The sequence below is a fragment of the Kribbella sp. CA-245084 genome, assembly GCF_050942355.1.
GTDB lineage: Bacteria > Actinomycetota > Actinomycetes > Propionibacteriales > Kribbellaceae > Kribbella.
In genome coordinates, this window is sequence record NZ_CP192053.1 from 638,107 (window position 1) to 655,705 (window position 17,599).

15 protein-coding genes are annotated in these 17,599 nt (G+C 67.3%); 7 read left to right on the forward strand and 8 right to left on the reverse strand.

Annotation, left to right across the window (positions count from 1 at the left end; translation table 11 throughout):
- Nucleotides 1–81 precede the first annotated feature (81 nt).
- The 5 genes from ACQPYH_RS03265 (at nt 82) to ACQPYH_RS03285 (ending at nt 3,488) form a co-directional block, all read left to right on the forward strand.
- Nucleotides 82–465 carry a DUF4244 domain-containing protein gene (locus ACQPYH_RS03265; protein WP_432886307.1) on the forward strand — a complete coding sequence of 128 codons (384 nt, stop codon included), beginning with the start codon at nt 82–84 and terminating at the stop codon, nt 463–465.
- 69 nt (nt 466–534) lie between these two features.
- Nucleotides 535–1,431: a TadE family type IV pilus minor pilin gene (locus ACQPYH_RS03270; RefSeq protein ID WP_432886310.1), complete on the forward strand. Its 897-nt coding sequence runs from the start codon at nt 535–537 to the stop codon at nt 1,429–1,431.
- Nucleotides 1,428–2,153 (forward strand): pilus assembly protein TadG-related protein, encoded by a 726-nt coding sequence (locus ACQPYH_RS03275; protein WP_432886313.1) that lies wholly within the window; start codon nt 1,428–1,430, stop codon nt 2,151–2,153. The genes ACQPYH_RS03270 and ACQPYH_RS03275 overlap by 4 nt, the downstream gene beginning before the upstream one ends.
- Nucleotides 2,154–2,336: 183 nt before the next feature.
- Nucleotides 2,337–2,957, forward strand: coding sequence for a response regulator (locus ACQPYH_RS03280; RefSeq protein ID WP_432886316.1), 621 nt, complete (start codon nt 2,337–2,339; stop codon nt 2,955–2,957).
- Nucleotides 2,958–3,158: 201 nt separating this feature from the next.
- A complete protein-coding gene (locus ACQPYH_RS03285) occupies nt 3,159–3,488 on the forward strand; it encodes a hypothetical protein (RefSeq protein ID WP_432886319.1) in 330 nt (109 codons plus the stop codon).
- A 682-nt stretch (nt 3,489–4,170) separates the two neighbouring features.
- On the opposite strand, the gene ACQPYH_RS03290 is transcribed toward ACQPYH_RS03285, so the two are convergent.
- From ACQPYH_RS03290 to ACQPYH_RS03325, 8 genes are all read right to left on the reverse strand, one after another.
- Nucleotides 4,171–5,418: a CehA/McbA family metallohydrolase gene (locus ACQPYH_RS03290; RefSeq protein ID WP_432886322.1), complete on the reverse strand. Its 1,248-nt coding sequence runs from the start codon at nt 5,416–5,418 to the stop codon at nt 4,171–4,173.
- Nucleotides 5,419–5,576: 158 nt separating this feature from the next.
- Nucleotides 5,577–6,851: an ABC transporter ATP-binding protein gene (locus ACQPYH_RS03295; RefSeq protein WP_432886325.1), complete on the reverse strand. Its 1,275-nt coding sequence runs from the start codon at nt 6,849–6,851 to the stop codon at nt 5,577–5,579.
- Nucleotides 6,851–7,672, reverse strand: a complete 822-nt coding sequence (locus ACQPYH_RS03300; RefSeq protein ID WP_432886328.1) for a carbohydrate ABC transporter permease — start codon at nt 7,670–7,672, stop codon at nt 6,851–6,853. Before ACQPYH_RS03300 ends, ACQPYH_RS03295 begins: the two co-directional genes overlap by 1 nt.
- Entirely contained in the window at nt 7,669–8,577 is a 909-nt protein-coding gene (locus tag ACQPYH_RS03305) for a carbohydrate ABC transporter permease (protein WP_130445980.1), read from the reverse strand. Before ACQPYH_RS03305 ends, ACQPYH_RS03300 begins: the two co-directional genes overlap by 4 nt.
- The gene (locus ACQPYH_RS03310) at nt 8,577–10,007 is read right to left on the reverse strand and encodes an extracellular solute-binding protein (protein WP_432886333.1); all 1,431 of its coding nucleotides are present in this window, start codon (nt 10,005–10,007) and stop codon (nt 8,577–8,579) included. Before ACQPYH_RS03310 ends, ACQPYH_RS03305 begins: the two co-directional genes overlap by 1 nt.
- A gap of 597 nt (nt 10,008–10,604) precedes the next feature.
- Complete coding sequence (locus tag ACQPYH_RS03315; protein ID WP_432886336.1) at nt 10,605–11,372, reverse strand: hypothetical protein; 768 nt, start codon at nt 11,370–11,372, stop codon at nt 10,605–10,607.
- A 317-nt stretch (nt 11,373–11,689) separates the two neighbouring features.
- On the reverse strand, nt 11,690–12,091 hold the full coding sequence (locus ACQPYH_RS03320; protein ID WP_432886339.1) for a hypothetical protein: 402 nt from the start codon (nt 12,089–12,091) through the stop codon (nt 11,690–11,692).
- A gap of 35 nt (nt 12,092–12,126) precedes the next feature.
- A complete protein-coding gene (locus ACQPYH_RS03325) occupies nt 12,127–14,436 on the reverse strand; it encodes a DEAD/DEAH box helicase (RefSeq protein ID WP_432886341.1) in 2,310 nt (769 codons plus the stop codon).
- Nucleotides 14,437–14,609: 173 nt separating this feature from the next.
- Here ACQPYH_RS03325 and ACQPYH_RS03330 point away from each other — a divergent pair, with 173 nt between their 5' ends.
- A complete protein-coding gene (locus ACQPYH_RS03330) occupies nt 14,610–14,969 on the forward strand; it encodes an STAS domain-containing protein (RefSeq protein ID WP_272948965.1) in 360 nt (119 codons plus the stop codon).
- A gap of 224 nt (nt 14,970–15,193) precedes the next feature.
- Nucleotides 15,194–17,497 carry a sodium-translocating pyrophosphatase gene (locus ACQPYH_RS03335; RefSeq protein WP_130445984.1) on the forward strand — a complete coding sequence of 768 codons (2,304 nt, stop codon included), beginning with the start codon at nt 15,194–15,196 and terminating at the stop codon, nt 17,495–17,497.
- Nucleotides 17,498–17,599 lie beyond the last annotated feature (102 nt).

Genomic DNA, 17,599 nt, shown 5'->3' on the forward strand with positions numbered 1-17,599 from the left:
CCAAAAATCCTTCAAGAAAAGCCCACCCAACAACGGCATGTTCTCAACAAAGCAACCCAGCCGAATCCCAGGAGATTTCAAATGGCCACCCCAGTAGTAGCCCTAAGCAACCACCTCGACCCCGTCCACCCCTTCGACACCCCAAACCCCCACGACCCCCAAACCACTCACTCCGACTCCCGTACTCCCGAGCACGTGCCCCACACCCGCGAGCACGTGCCCCACACCCGCGAGCACCGCCGCGCCCGCACACTCCGCCGCGTCCACTCGCGCACCTTCCGAGCCCTCCGCACCCGCACAGAACGCGGCGCCGCAACCGCCGAGTACGCCGTCACCATCGTCGCCGCCTGCGGCCTAGGCGGCATCTTGGTAGCCCTCCTCAAATCCCCCGTAATGCAGAACGCCCTCAAAGCCCTCATCAACTACGCCCTGAAAATCGCCGGCGTAGAAGGCGTCCACCTCTAACCCACCCCACAATCAGGCGACCGGTCGGCCCACCCCTCCCCGACCGGTCGCCACCCCAAGGAGCCCCCAATGCCCCGCCCCCCAGCCCACCACCCCAGCCCCACAACCGACCCCAACGCCCTCCACCCCACCGCGGCCTCCAACCCCACCACCTGCCCAAACCGCACCGCGGCCTCCAACCCGACCACGGGCTCCGACCGCACCGCGGGCTCCGGCCACACCACCTGCTCCAACCATCCCAACCGCCTGGACCGCGCCGCGGCCTCCAACCCGACCACCTGCTCCGACCGCACCGCGGGCTCCGGCCACACCACCTGCTCCAACCATCCCAACCGCCTGGACCGCGCCGCGGCCTCCAACCCGACCACCTGCTCCGACCGCACCGCGGGCTCCGGCCACACCACCTGCTCCAACCATCCCAACCGCCTGGACCGCGCCGCGGCCTCCAACCCGACCACCTGCTCCGACCGCACCGCGGGCTCCGGCCACACCACCTGCTCCAACCATCCCAACCGCCTGGACCGCGCCGCGGCCTCCAACCCGACCACCTGCTCCGACCGCACCGCGGGCTCCGACCGCACCACCTGCTCGCACGGTGCCAGCAGGTTCCACCGCAGCGACCAAGGCGCGGTGACAGCCGAGCTAGCGATCGCACTCCCCGTCCTGTTTTCCCTGCTCCTACTGGGCATCTGGTCCATCGGCCTCGTCGTACTCAACATCCGATGCATCGACGCAGCCCGAGACGTAGCCCGAGCAGTAGCTCGAGGCGAACCACCCGATCAAGCAAACGCCATCGGCCACCGCACCATCCCCACCGGCACGATCACCATCACCCGCGACTCCTCAGACATCCACGTAACCGTCACCGCAACCCCAACCCACACCCCTCCACTCCTCACCCTCCTAACTCCCACCCGCCTAACAGCAACCGCCACCCTCCAAGCCGAACCAGAGACAGCCCCATGACCCGTTCGGAACGAGGCAGCGCCACCATCCACACCCTCCTAGCCGCCGTACTCCTCGCAACAGCCCTAGCCGCAGCAACCCTCTGGTCCACCATCTCCACCGCCCGCCACAAACTCACCACCGCCGCAGACCTAACCGCCCTAAGCGCCGCCCAATCCCTAGCCACACCAACCACCCAATCCCCGACCTTCGCCCCGCCCCCGACCTTCGCCCCGCCCCCGACCTTCGCCGTGACCTCCGCCTTCGCGCAGACTCCGACGCCGGCCTTCGCCCTGCCCCCCGCCTTCACGCAGACTCCAACCCCGACCTTCGCCCTGACCTCCGCCTTCGCGCCGACTCCGGCGTCCGCCTCGGCTCCGGCATCCGCACCGCTCGCCGGGCTGGTCCTGTCTGCGGGCTCGGAGTCCCCAACGAGGCCGACGCCGAGGACCCGGACTCGACCTGACGCCCCAGCACCTAGCACCGACTCCGCGCACACCGACACTTCACTGACCACGCAGCGACTTCGAGCCACCCACACGTCAAACGCCGATCAACGGCCGACAGCCACCACCCCCGCCACGCCGTGCGAAACCGCCGCCCGCATCGCGATTCTCAACAAGGTGCACCTCACCAACTGCAACGCGACAACCGACGAAGTAACCGTTGAGGTATCGCTCGAGCTGGATCTTCCGCTGGCCCATCCGACCCTCAGCGCAACTGCCCGGGCCGGTCAACTCTGATACCGCCCCACACGGCAAACTTGAGCCTGGTTCTGGTGTGGTCGCGATCTGGTCGCAATCTGGTAGAGATGCCGCGTTGATGTGGACTACTCGTGTTGCCGCGCTCCATGATCTGGAACCGAGTCCAACTCATCTTCCCGGACGTACTTCCCCGACGCCCGGACGGTTACCTCGGAGGCAAGCTTGCCCGACCGGATTCGGCTGTTGCTGGTCGACGACCAGATTCTCAGCCGAGGCTTGCTCCGCAGCGGTCTGGAGCGCGAGCGCGATCTGGAGATCGTTGCCGAGCTCAACAGAACCGACGACGTCGTAGGCGCGGCGAAACGACACCGCGCCAACGTCGCTCTGCTCGACGCGGGCGGACCGGGGAACCACAGCATCACCGTCACCACCAAGCTCCGCACCTCGATGCCGGAATGCCGCGTAGTCATGCTCACCACCTACGGCCGGCCAGTACACCTCCGCCGCGGCCTAGACGCCGGAGCCAAAGGCTTCGCGCTGAAGGGCTGCCCCGCACCCCAGCTCGCAGACGCAGTACGCCGCGTGCACCTAGGCCTCCGCGTAGTCGACGCGAACCTAGCCGCCGAGACCCTCCAGTACTCCGAAACCCCACTCGACCAAAACGAAACCGACACCCTGCGCGCGGCCCGCGAAGGCGGCTCCGTAGCCCTCATGGCCCGCAAACTGCAGGTCTCCGAGCGCGTCGTCCGTACCCGCCTCTGGTCCGCAATAGGCAAAACCGGAGCCCGCACCCGCTCCGACGCCATCCAACGAGCCGAACAAAACGGCTGGCTCCTCGACTAACCCAACCCGAGCAACGCCGTACTAGCAGGTCGTGGAGTACGTGTTGGTGCTGCGGCAGTGGGCTTGTGATGGGTGTGGTGGGCGCGTGGGTGGGGCGGTTAGGGGGAGACTGGGGTGGTGGATGGTGGGCGGAAACGAGTGGTTGTGGTTGATGCTGCCAACGTGGTGGGGTCTCGGCCGGATGGGTGGTGGCGGGATCGGGTGGGGGCTGCTCGTCGGTTGCTCGTTCGGCTGGCTGCGTTGCAGGAACGGTTGGCCGATACGGACTTGGTCGTCGTACTCGAGGGGGCTGCTTGTCGCGCGGTGGCTGGGGAGGATGCGCCGGATACCGGGGATGTTCGCGTGGTGCTGGCGCCGGGGTCCGGGGACGACACGATCGTTCGCGTGACTGCTGAGGTTGTTGGGCAGGCCGATCGTCCTGCAGTCACGGTCGTCACGGCAGACCGCGGCCTCCGCCACCGAGTCGAACCCGAAGCTGCGACCGCCGGCCCGCGCTGGCTCCTCGACCAACTCGACGACCTGCCGAAGTAACCGGGCCATCTCGTGCCTCCTCGGCGCGCTGACGCTGCTCGAGCTGACCACGGTGATGAGCCACGCCGGGTAGGCCCAGCCGTGGCTCGCCGGGTGGGTGTCAGTCGGCGGGAATGTCCGATGGGTCGGCTGCTGCGTCGGTCAGGTCGTGCCCGTGTGCTGGCGCTGGTCGGGCTGGGCGCTGCGGTGCGCTGTGCTGTGCCGGTTCGGCCTGTGTATGGCTGGCCGTGTGAGTGTCCGTCGGTGGGAACTCCCACCGGCCGAGCTCCTTCATCGGCTCGCTTGTACGTCGGCTCGCTCGTGCGCCGGCCTGCGCCTGCGTCGGCTGGCTCGGCCTTGTTCCAGTCCGAGCAGGAAGCATGCTTCGCACAGCGAGTCGGCACCAGCCGGCAGTAGGTCTAGGCCCAGCATCCGAACACGCTGCGGTCCACCCGATCGGCATACGCGCCAGCGCGAGCCCGGCGTTGGCGGCGGTTGTGTTTGCTCGCTGTGTGCGACTCGGCATGCGAACGCTGCCGTCCATCAGAGTGTCACTCCGCGCCGGTACGAGCGCCAGCGCGATGCCGCCGTCGGCGGCAGTTGTGCCTGCTCGCTGCGTGCGACTCGGCATCCCAACACGCTGCCGTCCAGAGCGCCAGCCCCAGCGCGAGCCCGCCGTCGCCGGAGGGTTGGCCTGTTGCGGTTAGGCGCAGGCGGACAGGAATTGGCCGCTGTGGGTTATGAGGAGGTGGGGGCCGGGGGTGGCGGGGAGGCGGGTTTGGGCGGAGCGGATGGGGTGGCGGGTGCCGTTGGGGGTGATTACGAGGGTGTTGGGGGCGTTTAGGGCGACTAGTTCGTTGTCGGCTCGGAGTAGGAGGGGAGAGGTGGGGGACCAGGAGAGGGCGGTTCGGCCGGCGGATAGGGCTTCTAGGGTGGCGGCGGGGAGTTCGTGTGGGCCTTCGGCGTTGGCGTCTACGGCGATCCAGGTGGTGGGGCTGCCTGGTGGGGTGAAGGAGGTGGGGTTGTGCCAGTCGCTGCCGCCGATGGGGGTGGTGCCTTCTAGGCCCCAGGCTTGCCACCAGGCGATGGGGCCGCCCCAGGTGTGGTCGAGCCAGGAGGAGTGCCAGATTTCGGCCAAGGGTGGGTGTTCGGGGAGCGGGTGGCGCCAGGCGCAGTCGCCGCCGAGGGGGTGGTTGATCGAGAGGAGGCCGCCGCGGCGGGCGACCTCGGATACCCAGGTGACGGCGGGTTTGCGGAAGTCGATCGCGCCGATTTCGCCGAATGCGTTGGCGTGGCCGGTGTCGGTGGTGACTTCCTGGCCGGGGATGAGGCCGATGCCGAAGCGGCTGCTGAGTGACGGGAGTTCGGCGTGGTGGGCGACGGTGTTGTGGTCGGTGACGGCGAGTACGTCGAGGCCTGCCGACACCCCGAGTGCCGCGAGGTTGGCTACTGGGGTGGAGCCGTCGGAATGGAGTGAGTGCGCGTGGAAGTCGCCCGCGATCCACTTCAGTCCGGAGGAGGCGGGGAGGGTACGGCGTGGTGGTCGCGGGGGTACTGCGATGGCGGCGGTTGCGTCGGCGTACTCGTTCAGGCCGGGGATGTCGGCGACGGGGCCGGTGGTGGCTTCGACGAGGAGTTCGACGCCTTCGAGCGGGATGCGGTGAAGGCCGAGGACGATCCACCAGGTGCCCGGTTCGAGTTCGCCTGGGAGGTAGCCGGGGGTGGCGGCCTCGGGGGTGATGGCGAAGGTTTGGCGTGCGCCGCCGGACCAGCCGCGCCAGCCGGCCGCGCCTTCGCAGCCGATGTCGATGACGGCGCCTTCGACCGGCGGGATCGTGAGCGCGACGAGGAGGCCGGGGCAGTCAGCCGGGATGTCGACGGGGAGCGAGTGCCAGGGGGACTCGGCCCGGTCGTCCAACGTCCAGCGCCGACGGTACGACGTCACGGCCATCAGACGATCTCCCAGCTGTCCGGTACGGAGCGTCGGTACGACGTGACAGCCATCAGACGATCTCCCAGGTCCGCGGTACTGAGCGGTGGTGGGACGCGGTAGCCATCAGGCGATCTCCCAGGTCCGCGGTACTGAGCGGGGGTACGACGTGAGAGCCATTAGGCGACCGGGGCTGGTTGGCGGGATAGGAGTTCGCCGGATTCGTGGTCGTAGAGGAGGACTCGGGTGGCGGGGGCGGTGAGGGCTACTGCGGTGCCTGGGGCGGGTTCGGTTTCTTCGGGGACGGTGACGCCTACGAGGGTGCCGTCGCAGTCGACGGTGACCAAGGACTGGGTGCCGAGGTTTTCGGCGACGACGACAATGCCGCGGAGGGCAGGTCCGGTGACGTCGCCCGGGGCGACAGTGAGGTACTCGGGGCGGATGCCGACCGTGACCTCGGCGCCGACGGGGGTGGAGAAGGTGGCTGCAGGCAACGATCCGCCCGCTACCGAGACCACGCCGACGGCAGCGCTGGAGGCGGCCGAGCGGTTCTGGCGCGACGTGGTGTCGGTCGGGCGCGGGGCGCCGTCCACTCCGGACGACGCTGCAGCCACGCCGGACGAGGCGGTAGCCACGCTGGACGACGCGACGTCCACTCCGGACGATGCGGTAGCCACGCCGGACGACGCGAGGTCCACTCCGGACGATGCGGCGACTTTGCCGGGGAGGAGGTTCATGGGGGTTGAGCCGATGAAGTTGGCTACGAAGGTGTTGGTGGGGCGGGCGAAGACCTCGCGCGGTGAGCCAAGCTGGCGGAGCTTGCCGGAGTCCATGACGGCGATGCGGTCGGCGAGGGCGAGGGCCTCGGCCTGGTCGTGGGTGACGAAGACCGTGGTGATGCCGAGGTCGCGTTGGAGCTTCTTCAAGAAGGTGCGGGCTTCGAGGCGGAGCCGGGCGTCGAGGTTCGACAGCGGCTCGTCCAGCAGCAGGACCTTGCCCTTGGATGCGATGGCACGGGCGAGCGCGACACGCTGTTGCTGCCCGCCGGACAGTTGCGCCGGCTTGCGTTCGAGCAGCCCCTGCAAGGACAGCTCGCCCGCGGTGCGAGTAGCAACATCAGCACGCGTAGACGCGGCGACCCGGCGTACCTTCAAGGGGTAGGTGATGTTCTCGGAGACGTTCATGTGGGGGAAGAGCGCATAGTCCTGGAAGACCATCGCGACCCCGCGCTTGCCCGGCTCAACCCGCGTCACATCGACCGAGTCGATCCGAACCGTGCCCTCGCTCGCCGCTTCCAAGCCGGCGATCGTCCGGAGCAGCGTCGTCTTGCCGCAACCGGACGGGCCGAGGAGGGCGAAGAACTCGCCGTCGGCCACGTGCAGGTCCAGCCCGTCGACGGCGCGGACGCCGTTCGGGTAGACGGTTGCGAGGCCTTCGATGTCGATGCCCGCCATCAGCTCTTGATCCCTCCATGGAAGCGGAACCCGTATCGCGAGTTCACCAACAGGTACAGCACGACGACCGGGATCGAGAACAGCAGCGAGAACACCGGCAGCACCTGCAGGTTCACGCTGCCGCCTTCGTCGGTGAGGGTCTGCATCAGCACCGCACCGGGCTGCTTGTCGATCGACCGGATCAGCAGGAAGGGCACCAGGAAGTTGCCCCAGGAGTTCACGAACGCCCAGACTATGATCGTCGCGAGCCCGGGCCGTGCGACCGGGAGTACGACGTCGCGCAGGATCTGGCCGGTCGACGCACCGAAGACCCGCGCCGACTCCTCGTAGGATTTCGGCACCGCGTCGACGAAGTCCTTCAGGATGAAGATTGCCGCTGGCAACAACCCGCCGGTCATCACCAGCGCGACCCCGAACCGCGAGTCGATCAGCCCGAGCTGGAACATCATCACGAAGATCGGCACCATCGCCGCCGTACCGGTGACCACCGACGACAGCAGTAGCAGCCCGTAGAGCAACGCGTCCCGACCCGGGATGCGCACCCGGGACAGGGCGTACGACGCCAGCGCGGCGAACGCCGTCACGGCAACAGCCGTCGTCACGCAGATCAGCAGCGAGTTGACCATCGAGTGCATCGCATACGGATGCTCGAGCGTCTTCCGGAAGTTCTCCAGCGTCCAGTCCGGCCAATGCACGCCGAGACCCGGCGAAGCGTCGAACGGCGCCGACGCGATCCACAGCATCGGTACGGCGAAGAACAGCGTGATCGCGCAGATCAGCACGTAGAACCCGATCCGCCGCAAAACATAGGCCGGAGTCATGAGCGCCTCCGAAGCAACCGCAGGTAGACCAATGAGACCAGCAGGTTCGCGATCAGCAGCAGGAACGAGATCGCCGACGAGTACCCGAGCTCACCGCCCTGCAGCGCCACGTTGTAGATGTAGACCGGCACCGTCTCGGACTCGTGGTTCGGCCCGCCCTTGGTGAGCAGGAACGGCGAGAAGTCGTTCGCCGTCCACAGCGAGATCAGCAGCGTGTTCGTCAGCACATGTCCGCGGATATGCGGGAACACCACGTCCCGCAGCGTCTGCCAGCCCGATGCGCCGACCATCCGCGCCGATTCGAGCTGCGACGGCGGGACAGCCTGCAGCGCGGACGAGTAGAGCATCATCGAGAACGCCGTACCGCGCCACGTGTTGAAAACCACGAGGCAGGCCATCGGGTAGTCGATCAGCCACGCGGTTCCCTGTGTGCCCAGCAGACCATTCAAAGTCCCGCCGTCCCGGTCGTAGAACGCGACCCACAGGTACGCGACCACCGTCGACGGTAGGATCCACGCGAGCAGGACGAAGGCCTCGACGGTACGGCGTACGGCGGGACGGGTACGCCGCATGATCCAGGCCAGCGTGAAGCCGAGGATGTTCTGCCCGATGATCGCCGAACCGAGGACGAACACCAACGTCAGCCACAACGCGTTGTGGAACAGCGCGTCGTTCAAGGCCTTGGTGTAGTTCGACAGCCCCACGATCGACGGCGACACGGCCTCGACGCCGGTCAGCCGGTAGTTCGTGATGCCGATGTAGATCGTCCAGACCGCGGGGAAGATCAGGAACGCGCCGATCAGCAGGAACGCGGGCGCGACGAAGCCGAGGGCGCGGCCGACGCCGAGCCCCGCGACATCCCGCGCGGGAGCACGTCCCCGCGCGGGAGCAGATGCGGAAGCCATCAGTTACTGGTGACCTTGTCCTTGCCGCCGGCCGCGGTCTCGACCGCCTTCTGGTACGCCGATGCCGCGGCGTCGGTGCTCTTGCCGGCCACCACGTCCGCGGTCGCCTGCTGCAGCGCCGCCGAGATCTTCGGGTAGTCCGCCAGACCCGGACGGAACTGCGTGATCGGCAGCACCTTGTCGGCGATGAAGCTCAGCATCGGGTCGCTCGCCAGTACTTCGCTGTTCACGTCGGACCGCTGCGTGATCTTGGCGGCTCCGTCGAGCGACGCCTTCACCATCTCCGCGGAGTTCATGAACTGGAGCAGTTCCCACGCCTGCTGCGGGAACTTCGTGTTCGGGTTGATCACGGTCGCGCCGCCGCCGGACATCGAGACGAAGTCCTGGCTCTTCACGCCGGAGCCCGGCTTCATCGCCGGGATCAGCGCCCAGCCCACCGCGGTGTCGCGGTCGGCCATCTTGGCGACGCCCTCCTTGGGCTCGACCACGCTGCGCCAGAAGTAGTCGCTCTCGCCCAGGATCCCGATCTTGTTGGCGGCGAACTCGGCGAACGACTTGTCCCGGCCCTTGGCCTCCTTCTGCAGCACGGGGTCACCCAGACCGGTGCCGTAGATCTGGTGGTAGAAGTCCAGCACCTGGCGCAATTGCGGTGTGTTGCCCAGCCACTTGCCGTCGGTGTTGACGGTCGCGCCGGTGCCGACCAGCAGCGGCAGTACGCCCTGCATGCTGGTGGCCTCGCCCATCGCCGTACCGGCGTTGATCTGGATCGGCGTCACGCCGGGCAGCTTCTTCAGCGCCTGGCCGGCCGAGATGATGTCGTCCCACGACTTCGGCTGCCAGTCGGCCGGCAGTCCGGCCTGCTGGAACAGCTTCTTGTTGAAGTAGAGCACCCGGCCGTCGGTGCCGCCAGGTACGCCGTACCGCTGGCCGTTGAAGCTGCCGAGCGCCTGGACCGACTCGGGGATCTGCTTCCAGCCGTCCCAGTCGTTCACCTTGGCGGCGTCGCCGACGGTGTCGGTCAGCGGCTTGATGTAGCCGGCCTGCGCGAACTCGCCGACCCAGATGCCGTCGATCTGGAACAGGTCCGGTCCGGACTTGTTCGACAGGTCGAGGGACAGCTTCTGCTTGTAGACCTCGTCGTCGGAGCCGTCACCCTGGAACTTGACCGTGACGTCGACGCCCTTGCCCTTCTGGTCGGCGACGAACTTCGGGATCAGCACATCCTCGAGGAAGGTCGCCCCGGCGCTGCTCTTACCGCCCTTGACCGAGTTCGAGCCGATGGTCAGCTCGACCTTCTTGGCGTCGGCGTTCCGGTTCGCGTCCTGGCCGCTGCTGTCCGAGTCCGACGACGAGCCGAGGCATCCGGTGAGCAGCGCAAGGGCGGCGGCGCCGAGGACGCCGGCGGTGGTGAACCGCGAGAGAGATCGCATCAGGGCTCCTAGCGAAAGTGGGACGGCGACAGTGCCAGTGACATGCCGGTCAAAGATTGTCACTATCAAACGACTATGTGAAGACTTTTTTCCAACCCTGCGGAGAACGTTGTCGGGTGCTGTCGGCAACCAAGTGCGAGCTGTCAAGCCGGGATTCCGCGCAACGCATTGCAGAAGAGTTAAAGGATGCTCAAGGTTCTGTGGCAACAGGTAGCTGACTAGATACAGAGCGTGAGATTCGGAGCTACTGTCTTGCCGACCGGTTCAGTGGATCGGAGGTGACAGACATGGGACTGCTTCACGGCGTTGCTTGCCTTCTCGACGACCTGCTTGATCACTGCCATCACTGGTGTTGGTGGTGACCGCCGCCGCCTGGTGACGGCCGCGGACCTGACGGCCGAGCGGTGACGACGACGCCGGGCTCCCGCTGACGCGCAAGCAGCGGGGAATCCCGAAGTCATCCCCGAGCACCGAGCAACCGTCGTTCGATTCACCAGAGACAACTGAATGCTCACGTCGATCCGAAGGAGTGAGAAAAACGGCCGGCCCCGACATGATGTCGGGGCCGGCCGTCTGTCTGGCTGGAACCTCCTCAGGTCAGCTCTGCGCCAGCTCCATCATCTGCTTCGGCAGCACCGTCATCTGGGACGGGATCGGCAGCTGCGGCTGCAGCAGCGACAGCAGGCTGGCTGCCGCGCCCGCGATCGGCAGCGGCAGGGCCAGGCCCAGCGACGACAGCAGCGCGTTCACGAGCGCCAGTACTGCGCCCAGGATGTCCAGGCTCGGTACCGGGAGTCCGGCCCAGGCCTGGATCGGCGTGCCGGCACTGCTGAAGCTGCCGGTCGGTTGTGCCTGCTTGGCCTTCCCCTTGCCAAGCATGGACGTCAGGGCGAGACCGCTGGCGGCGTTCACGAACGTGCCCGCGCTCTCGTCATAGCTCCACTTCTGCCCGTCGCCGTTGCGGCAGGGCAGAACCAGCAGTGGCGCGGAGGCCGGAACCTTCGCCAGGTCCGCACCGCTGTCCAGGCAGGCTCCGGTCTTGGCAAGGGCGCCACCGACGCTCTTGCTCATCGCGACCTGCAGCTGGCCGGACTCGGTGTAGATCCACTCCTGGGTCTTGCCCTCCTTGCCTGGAGCACACGCCATCATGACGGCCATCGGGACCTTGGCGGCCGCGACGAACGTCAGGCAGTAGCGCGTGTCGGAGCGGGTGGCGATCTGTTGTGCCACGCCCACCGTGACGCCCGGTGTCTTCGAACCGCCGGAGACGGGGTTCGCGGCCTGGGCCGGTACGGCGGTGGCGAGTGCGACGCTGACCGCGAGGACTGCCACGCCGGTGCGGCTGAACAGCTTACGGATGATCAAGACAACCTCCAGAGGTCGTGCTATCTCGCAGGCGTCAGGTCGTCGGGACCCCGTGCGCAGCCGGTACGCCGGCAGTGACTCAGCGCGACGTTGACGCCACAACAAGTAAGGCACAGGTGTGGCGGGGGAGGTTATGGCGATCTCGCGAAACTTGATGCCAATGGCAACTAACTGCCAACCCGATCTCGTTGCGCAAGGCATCGAAATCGGGCTGCCGGGTCGCTGTGCGACCGCTGTGAGGTGATCGAGATCTTACGGCAATCCAGTGATATTGCGGTAGCTCAGCGGGATAGTTGATGCCGTAGGCAACAGAGTGGTCAGTGCGGTTGTTTGGTGTCGCTGGGGTCCGGTGCGAGCTCCTGCTCGGTGGCCAGGCGGTCGTCGGCAGGCGTATCCGCAGTGGTCTCGAGGGCGGGCTTGGTTGCGTCACCCTCCGTGATCTCGCCGCCGACGGTGTCACTCGGCGTGCTCGTCGACTGGGCGCGCAGTTCGCGCATCTCCTTGCGCCGGCGGTAGCCCCGGCCGAGCCCCTTCTTCAGCAGCCACAGCCCGAAGATGAGCGCGGCGCCGGCCAGCGCGCCGAGGAAGAACACGGTCGGCACCGAGACGCCGAAGTCGACGCCGAAGACCTCGAGTTTGGTGGACGCGGTCGAGGAGACCGAGACGCCCAGACCAAACAGCACCGCGAGGGCGATCAGAACAATTCCGAGGATGGCCATGGCAAGCTGCCTTTCCGCCGGCCCGAGCCGGCCCTTCAGGCCTCACTACTCAGTAATGCAGAGAGCAGCGTCACCGCGCCGCTCTTGTCGAGTGGGTTGTTCTGGTTCCCACACTTTGGCGACTGTACGCACGACGGGCATCCATCCGTACATTCACAGTGTGCAATCGCCTCGCGTGTCGCCGTCAACCACTCGGGCGCCGCGGCGTACCCGTGTTCTGCGAATCCGGCCCCGCCCGGGTGGCCGTCGTACACGAAGACGGTGAGGCAGCCGGTGTCTGCGTGGCGGGCGGTGGAGACGCCGCCGATGTCCCAGCGGTCGCAGGTCGCGAACAGTGGGAGCAGTCCGATCGATGCGTGCTCGGCCGCGTGCGCAGCTCCTGGTACGTCGGACAGGCCCAGGTCGGCGACCGTAGTGTCGGGCATCGTCCACCAGACTGCCTTGGTCCGCAGTGTGCGCTCGGGGAGGTCCAGCGGCTGTTCGTCGAGTACGTCGCCGGTCGCGATCAGCTTGCGCTGGTACGAGATGACCTGGCTCTTCACCTGGACCCAGCCGCGCGACAGCTCCGCCGTACCCCAGCTGCACGTCTCCTCGGTCGCCAGGATGCTGATCTCCGTCGTGTCCCGCGCGAACGTCGTGTAGTCGGGAGAGGCCGGCTCGACGACAGCGGCGTGCTCCTCGAGGTCGAGCGACCGGACCAGGTATGACTCGCCGGCGTGGACGTAGACAGCGCCCTCATGGACGGACGAGTGCGCCGAGCCGCCGTCGACCGTGCCGAGTAAACGACCGGTCTGGTCCTCCACGATCTGCACGGTCTTCCCGCCGGCCGACCGGATGTCGATGGCGTCGACGGCCCGCTCGCGGCGCGTCCAGAACCAGCCGTGCGGCCGCTCCCGCAGCGCGCCTTGGTGCACGAGCTGTGCGATGACCCGCGGAGTCGTCTCGCCGAAGATCTCGAAGTCGTCCGCGGTCAGCGGCACCTCCTGCGCAGCCGCACACAGCTGCGGCCCGAGGACATAAGGGTTCTCCGGGTTGAACACGGTCGCTTCGACCGGGCGGCCGAAGATGGCGCGTGGATGGCGCACCAGATAGGTGTCCAGTGGATCGTCGCGCGCGATCAGCAAGGCCACTGCGTCCCCACCGGCTCGGCCGGCGCGCCCGGCCTGCTGCCACAGCGATGCGCGCGTGCCAGGCCAGCCAGAGAGCAGTACGGCGTCCAGTCCGGCGATGTCTATGCCCAACTCAAGAGCATTGGTTGCCGCAACGCCTGTCAGCTCACCGCTCTGCAACATCCCCTCGAGCCGTCGGCGTTCCTCCGGCAGATAGCCCGCCCGGTACGCCGACACCTGGTCGATCAGCGTCGGGTCGACCTCTGCGAGGTTCTCGCGAGCAGTCAGCGCGACTGACTCCGCACCGCGGCGCGAACGGACGAAGGCAACAGTCCGGACACCTGTGACGACCAGATCGCTCAACAGGTCGGCCACCTCGGCTGTGGCGGAACGCCGTACCGGTGCGCCGTTCTCACCATGCAGCCCGGTCAGTGGCGGCTCCCAGAGACCAAAGGCGATCCCACCGCGCGGAGAGCCGTCCTCAACGACCTCCACCATCGGCAGACCGGTCAAGCGTTCGCCTGAGACCGCTGGCTCGGCAACAGTTGCCGAAGCGCAGATGAAGATCGGATGAGCGCCGTACTGCGCGCAGACCCGGCGCAGTCGTCGCAGTACGCCGGCGACGTGCGCACCGAAGACGCCGCGGTAGTGATGACACTCATCGACCACGACGTACTGCAGGCAGCCCAGGAAACGCGCCCAGCGTTGGTGATTCGGCAGAACCGACCGGTGCAACATGTCCGGGTTGCTCAGCACGTACGTCGCGTGGTCGCGCGCCCAGTCCCGCTCGCTGCGCTCGGAGTCGCCGTCCAGCGTCGTCGCCCTCAGCCCAGGCACGGTGTACGACGACACCGCGCGCAGCTGGTCGTGGGCCAGCGCCTTGGTCGGAGACAGGTACAACAAGGACGCCGTACGGCGATGCGGTGACGCTGCCTGCGCAATGCTCAGCGTTGCAAAGGCCGGCAACAGGTAGCCGAGTGACTTGCCCGATGCGGTCCCGGTCGCGACGACGACATGCTTCCCGGCGTACGCCGCTTCGGCCGTGGCGACCTGGTGGGTCCAAGGAGCCGTGATGCCGGCGTCGCGCAGCTGGCCGAGCACCTCGTCCGGGACCCAGCGCGGCCAATCACACGTTTGCCCCAACCGGGCCGGCACGGACTCGACATGCGTCAACCGGTCGTCACGACCGGCGGCCAGGCGTTTCAGGACAGCCTCCGCCTCACCACCTGCACGCATACCGTGAGCCTAGTGCGCCGTACGGACAGCAATCTGCTGAGGACGAGCTGAGATGCACGTGCGGCGTGCACGGTCGGATGCACACGGCTTTTTCCGGAGGGGAATCGACTTCGGTCTGACGAGATGAAAGAGTTTTCGGTAGCGGGTCTCACTCACGGTCCGTACATGGTTGAATGCAGCAGTTCACGGGATCGGAGGCCGAAGTGGATCTGTCGCTGACCGCGCGCGCCGAGGGCGGGCGGACCGTCATCGAGGTGGCGGGGGAGATCGACGTCTACACCGCACCGAAGCTCCGCGAGAAGATCGCCGCGCTCGTCGATGAAGGGGTCTACGACCTGGTCATCGACCTGGAACGCGTGGAGTTCCTGGACTCCACCGGCCTCGGCGTACTCGTCGGCGGGCTGAAACGGGTGCGCACCCACGACGGCTCGCTGTCCCTGGTCTGTACCCAGGAACGGCTGCTGAAGATCTTCCGGATCACCGGCCTGACCAAGGTGTTCGACATCCACCCGGACGTCGCCTCGGCGATCTGACCGCAGCGAATCGAAGCGAAAAGGTGTCCGTAGGGCTACGAAGAGTGAGCTGCTTGCTCAGACACTCGGGTATGGCGTAGACCACCCTGTCGTCAGGTCTGGTCGGATACCCGTTAGAGTGACCCACCGCGTCAGTTCCTGGCGCTATGTCGTATTTCCTCAACCCCTCGGTTGCGGCAGATGGGGGCCGTCAAGCCTCGATGGGTTGCCTACAAGGAGGACGGATGTCCGCGCTGCTTGCTGCACAAGCGGTGGATCTTTCGTCGAGCAACACCACACTGGTGATCGTCGTCGGGGTGATCGCGATCCTCGCGGTCGTCACCGCGATGGTCTTCCGGGGCCAGGTGCTTGCCGCGAACGATGGCACCGAGAACATGAAGACGATCGCCGCGGCGGTCCAGGAAGGCGCCTCGGCCTTCCTGAGCCGGCAGTTCCGGACATTGTCGATCTTCGCTGTGGTCGCGTTTCTGTTGCTGTTCTTGTTGCCGGCCCACACCGACGGCGACAACGAGACGACGCTGAAGATCTTCCGCTCCGTATTCTTCCTGGTCGGCGCGGGTTTCTCCGCCCTGATCGGCTACCTGGGCATGTGGCTCGCGACGCGCGCCAACGTCCGCGTCGCCGCTGCCGCCCGCGACGAGGGCCGCAACCCGGCGATGCGGGTCGCGTTCCGCACCGGCGGCACCGTCGGTATGGCGACCGTGGGCTTCGGCCTGTTCGGCGCCGCGCTGGTCGTGCTGCTGTTCAAGGGTGACGCCCCGACCGTGCTCGAGGGCTTCGGTTTCGGTGCCGCGATGCTCGCCATGTTCATGCGGGTCGGCGGCGGTATCTTCACCAAGGCCGCCGACGTCGGCGCCGACCTGGTCGGCAAGGTCGAGCAGAACATCCCCGAGGACGACCCCCGGAACGCGGCGACGATCGCCGACAACGTGGGCGACAACGTCGGTGACTGCGCCGGTATGGCGGCCGACCTGTTCGAGTCGTACGCCGTCATGCTGGTGGCCTCGCTGATCCTGGGCAAGGCCGCGTTCGGCGAGCAGGGCCTGATCTTCCCGCTGATCGTGCCGGCCATCGGCGTGATCACCGCGGTCATCGGCGTCTTCCTGACTCGGCCGCGGACCGGTGAGAACGGACTGCGCACGATCAACCGGGCGTTCTACATCTCCGCCGTGATCTCGGCGGTCCTGTGCACGGTGGCGGCGTTCGTCTACCTGCCGAGCAGCTTCAAGGATCTGACCGGTGCCTCCGGCGCGATCGCCGCGTACGACGGCGACCCGCGCCTGATCGCCACCTTCTCGGTGATCATCGGCATCGTGCTGGCGGCCATCATCCTGGCCCTCACCGGTTACTACACCGGCACCGAGGACAAGCCGGTCCGCGACGTCGGCAAGACCTCGCTGACCGGTGCCGCGACCGTCATCCTGTCCGGTATCTCGGTCGGCTTCGAGTCCGCCGTCTACACCGCCGTGGTGATCGCGGCGGCCGTGTACGGCGCCTTCCTGGTCGGCGGTTCCGGTGTGGTCGCGCTGTTCGCGATCGCGCTGGCCGGCTGTGGTCTGCTGACGACCGTCGGCGTCATCGTCGCGATGGACACCTTCGGTCCGGTCTCCGACAACGCGCAGGGCATCGCCGAGATGTCCGGTGACGTGGACGGCGAGGCGGCCCAGATCCTGACCGAGCTGGACGCCGTCGGCAACACCACGAAGGCCATCACCAAGGGCATCGCGATCGCGACCGCCGTACTGGCCGCGACCGCGCTGTTCGGCTCGTTCACCGACGCGATCCGGACCTCGCTGGCCGACAACTACCCGAAGTTCGAGGCCGACGCACTGGTCTTCAACCCGGGCACGCTGGTCGGCATCATCCTCGGTGCGGCCGTCGTGTTCATGTTCTCCGGTCTGGCCATCAACGCCGTCGGTCGCGCCGCCGGTGCGGTCGTCTACGAGGTACGTCGCCAGTTCCGCGACATCCCCGGGATCATGGAGGGGACGGGCAAGCCGGAGTACGGCAAGGTCGTCGACATCTGCACCCGGGACTCGCTGCGGGAGCTGGCCACGCCTGGTCTGCTCGCGCTGACCGCACCGATCGCCGTCGGCTTCGGTCTCGGGGCCGCGCCGCTGGCCGGCTACCTGGCCGGTGCGATCGGCGCCGGCACGCTGATGGCGGTCTTCCTGGCCAACTCCGGTGGGGCCTGGGACAACGCCAAGAAGCTGGTCGAGGACGGCAACTGGGGCGGCAAGGGTTCGCCGGCTCACGAGGCCACCGTCATCGGTGACACCGTCGGCGACCCGTTCAAGGACACCGCCGGTCCGGCCATCAACCCGCTGATCAAGGTGATGAACCTGGTCTCGGTGCTGATCGCTCCGGCCGTCGTCGGGATGTCCGCGATCGGCGACGACCCGAACAAGGCGCTCCGGATCATCATCGCGGTCGTCGCGGTGGTCATCCTGGCCGCTGCGGTCTACGTCTCCAAGCGCCGGGAGTCGGTCATCTCCGACACCCCGGCCGAGGTGAACGCGGCCGCGTAGTACGCAGTAGCTGATGAAACGGCCCGTCGATCTGATCGGCGGGCCGTTTCGCATGTCTGGACCCAGACCGGTCGCCGACTTACTGTCGGTACGACGAAACGT

Coding starts and splice junctions, on each gene's coding strand:
- ACQPYH_RS03325 (WP_432886341.1), bottom strand. CDS start 14,436: ATGCGTGCAGGTGGTGAGGCGGAGGCTGTCCTGAAACGCCTGGCCGCC.
- ACQPYH_RS03275 (WP_432886313.1), top strand. CDS start 1,428: ATGACCCGTTCGGAACGAGGCAGCGCCACCATCCACACCCTCCTAGCC.
- ACQPYH_RS03300 (WP_432886328.1), bottom strand. CDS start 7,672: ATGACTCCGGCCTATGTTTTGCGGCGGATCGGGTTCTACGTGCTGATC.
- ACQPYH_RS03335 (WP_130445984.1), top strand. CDS start 15,194: ATGTCCGCGCTGCTTGCTGCACAAGCGGTGGATCTTTCGTCGAGCAAC.
- ACQPYH_RS03290 (WP_432886322.1), bottom strand. CDS start 5,418: ATGGCCGTGACGTCGTACCGTCGGCGCTGGACGTTGGACGACCGGGCC.
- ACQPYH_RS03270 (WP_432886310.1), top strand. CDS start 535: ATGCCCCGCCCCCCAGCCCACCACCCCAGCCCCACAACCGACCCCAAC.
- ACQPYH_RS03310 (WP_432886333.1), bottom strand. CDS start 10,007: ATGCGATCTCTCTCGCGGTTCACCACCGCCGGCGTCCTCGGCGCCGCC.
- ACQPYH_RS03320 (WP_432886339.1), bottom strand. CDS start 12,091: ATGGCCATCCTCGGAATTGTTCTGATCGCCCTCGCGGTGCTGTTTGGT.
- ACQPYH_RS03330 (WP_272948965.1), top strand. CDS start 14,610: ATGCAGCAGTTCACGGGATCGGAGGCCGAAGTGGATCTGTCGCTGACC.
- ACQPYH_RS03295 (WP_432886325.1), bottom strand. CDS start 6,851: ATGGCGGGCATCGACATCGAAGGCCTCGCAACCGTCTACCCGAACGGC.
- ACQPYH_RS03265 (WP_432886307.1), top strand. CDS start 82: ATGGCCACCCCAGTAGTAGCCCTAAGCAACCACCTCGACCCCGTCCAC.
- ACQPYH_RS03305 (WP_130445980.1), bottom strand. CDS start 8,577: ATGGCTTCCGCATCTGCTCCCGCGCGGGGACGTGCTCCCGCGCGGGAT.